Annotated in this window: 2 protein-coding genes; one reads left to right on the top strand and one right to left on the bottom strand. The window is 62.4% G+C overall.

Features of this window, described 5'->3' with window-relative positions:
- A partial coding sequence (locus VGY55_15245; GenBank protein ID HEV2971329.1) for a DUF4214 domain-containing protein occupies positions 1–1,496 on the top strand: 1,496 nt, incomplete at its 5' end.
- A 19-nt stretch (positions 1,497–1,515) separates the two neighbouring features.
- Here the strand turns inward: VGY55_15245 and purH are convergent.
- Positions 1,516–2,527 (bottom strand): bifunctional phosphoribosylaminoimidazolecarboxamide formyltransferase/IMP cyclohydrolase (gene purH, locus VGY55_15240; protein ID HEV2971328.1); only part of this gene is annotated, 1,012 nt, incomplete at its 5' end.

Below are 2,527 nucleotides of genomic sequence, written 5' to 3'. Positions count from 1 at the left end.
AGTTCTTCATCAACGACATCGATAACTCGACCGCGCTCGATCCAAGCAACGGCGGTGGCTACGCCGTGTTCGGCAAGGTTCTGGGCAACGGCATGCAAGTCGTCGATACGATTGCCGCCCTTTCGACAATCCAGGCCGATCCGACCAATGTCAACAGCCATTTTAACCAGCTCCCCCTCGGTTCCAACAACCAACTAGCACGCATCAACTCCATCACGCTAGACAGCATCGACGGTACGGTTTTCGCCGATGCCAACCGCAACGGTCAACTCGACCAGGGCGAGTCGGGAGTGGCGGGCCGCACCGTGTTTTTGAATAACGACGGCACGGGGGAACCTGACGCAAACAACCCATCGACCGTCACCGATGCCAACGGGAACTACTCGTTCACGGGGGTCGCTCCCGGGTTGCACATGGTCGCGGAAGTCACGCCGCCCGGAGTCATCGCGACGACGCCAATGCAGGTGGTCACAGTAACTGCTGGCTCGACGACTTCGAACGTCGATTTGGGCGAATTCTCGCCCCTAGCGATTCGCGGCACCGTCTTCGACGACGTTAACGTCAATGGCCGACAGGATGCGGGGGAAGACGGTCTGGCCGGCATTACGGTGTTCGTCGACGTCGACGGCACCGGTGTGCCCGACGCGAGCAATCCGTCGACCACGACCGATGCCAACGGCGCCTTTTCGTTCAACGGACTGGCTCCCGGCGCTTACACGGTCGGGCAGGTGTTGCCCTCGCTGGGTGTAACGGCAACGACGCCAAGTGTGACCGTTACCGTCACGAACGGCCAAGTCGCGACCGCGGATTTCGGCGACGTGCTGACAAGCACGATCTTGCCCCTCTTCGTCGGCGGGACCAACGCGGCCCAATCATCCGGCGCCGACACCTCCTTTGTCAACGCGGTCTACGTCAACGTGTTGGACCGCACAGCCGAAGCGACGGGGCTGGCCTATTGGCAACAACAATTGGGGGCCGGTGTCCCGCGTAGCCAGGTCGTCCTACAGATATGGGATTCCGTCGAACACCGCGAATTGGAGATCGGCGAGTACTATCACGAGTTTTTGAACCGGTCGGCCGACGCGTCGGGCATGGCCCACTGGTTGGCGCTGTTTGCCGCGTTGGGCGAAAAGGGAGAAGTGGACGCCTTTGTCAGCTCGCCGGAGTATTCGCAAGAACACTCCAGCGATGCTGATTTTGTGGATGCGCTCTATCACGACATCGCTCTTCGGCCCGCCGACAACGCGGGACTCAGCTATTGGCAAGGCCAATTAGCCGCGGGAATGACCCGCGCCGAACTGGCATCGATCTTCGTCAACAGCCCAGACGCCACGACTCGCCTGGTCGATGAGCTCTATTCCGTGCTGTTGCAACGAGAGCCAGACAGCGCCGACAAGCAGTCGTGGGTGAGCAAGCTGGAAGGCAATAGCCTGACGGTGGAGCAAGCCGGCATCACCTTTCTCTCCAGCGACGAGTATTTTGCGCTGATGCGCTGAACGGCGCTGCGCCGCGGTTTCAGTGTTTAAAGTGCCGACGGCCGGTGAAGATCATGGCTAGGCCATGCTCGTCGCAGGCGGCGATCACTTCGTCGTCATTCCGCGAGCCGCCGGGCTGGATCACGGCCGTGATGCCCGCGCCCGCGGCCGCCCCAATCGAATCGGCAAACGGGAAGAAGGCGTCGGAGCCGAGCACGGCACCTCGGGCTCGCTCGCCGGCCTTCTCCAGCGCGATCTTCACAGAATCGACGCGACTCATCTGTCCGGCGCCGACCCCCAGCACGCTTTGGTCTTTGGTGACCACGATCGCGTTCGACTTGACGTGACGTACGAGCGCCCACGCGAATCGCAGTTCTTGCCGCTCGTCTTCGCTCGGCTGGCGCCGTGTCACAGTCTTCCATTCGTTTTCCGGATCGGCTAGGACGTCGGATTCCTGCACAAGCATTCCGCCGGCCAAGGGGCGGAAGTCACATCGTGGCCGAACGGCGTCGAGAGGACCGACGTCCATCAACCGCACGTTGGCTTTCCACTTGGGGCGCGTCGTCAGGATTTCCACGGCGTCGGCAGCAAAACCGGGCGCCACGATCGCTTCCACAAAACGACCCGGCTCCGCCAGCACCTCGGCCGAAGCCGCGTCGAGCGGCCGGTTGAAACCGAGCACCGAACCGAAAGCGCTGAGCGGATCGCCATCGAGTGCGCGCCGCGTGGCCACCGCCAGTTCGTCGGCCATCGACGCGCCGCACGGATTGTTGTGCTTGATCACCACGACCGCCGGCCTCTCGAGCGAACGCACGATGCCTAGCGCGCTGTCCAAGTCGAGCAGGTTGTTGTACGACAGCTCCTTGCCGTGAAGTTGCCGAGCGGAGACCATGTTCGCACCGGCCGCATCCTCCCCCGCATATAGGGCGCCGCGCTGATGCGGGTTCTCGCCGTAGCGCAGCACTTCCTTCCGCGTCAGGTGAAAATGCCAATCGGCGGGAAAGGCGTCCGCCGCGGCTTCGTCTTTGGCGAAATAATCGGCGATTGCCCGG

This window comes from Pirellulales bacterium (genome assembly GCA_035939775.1).
Lineage (GTDB): Bacteria > Planctomycetota > Planctomycetia > Pirellulales > DATAWG01 > DASZFO01.
This window is presented reverse-complemented; position numbering and strand designations above follow the sequence as displayed.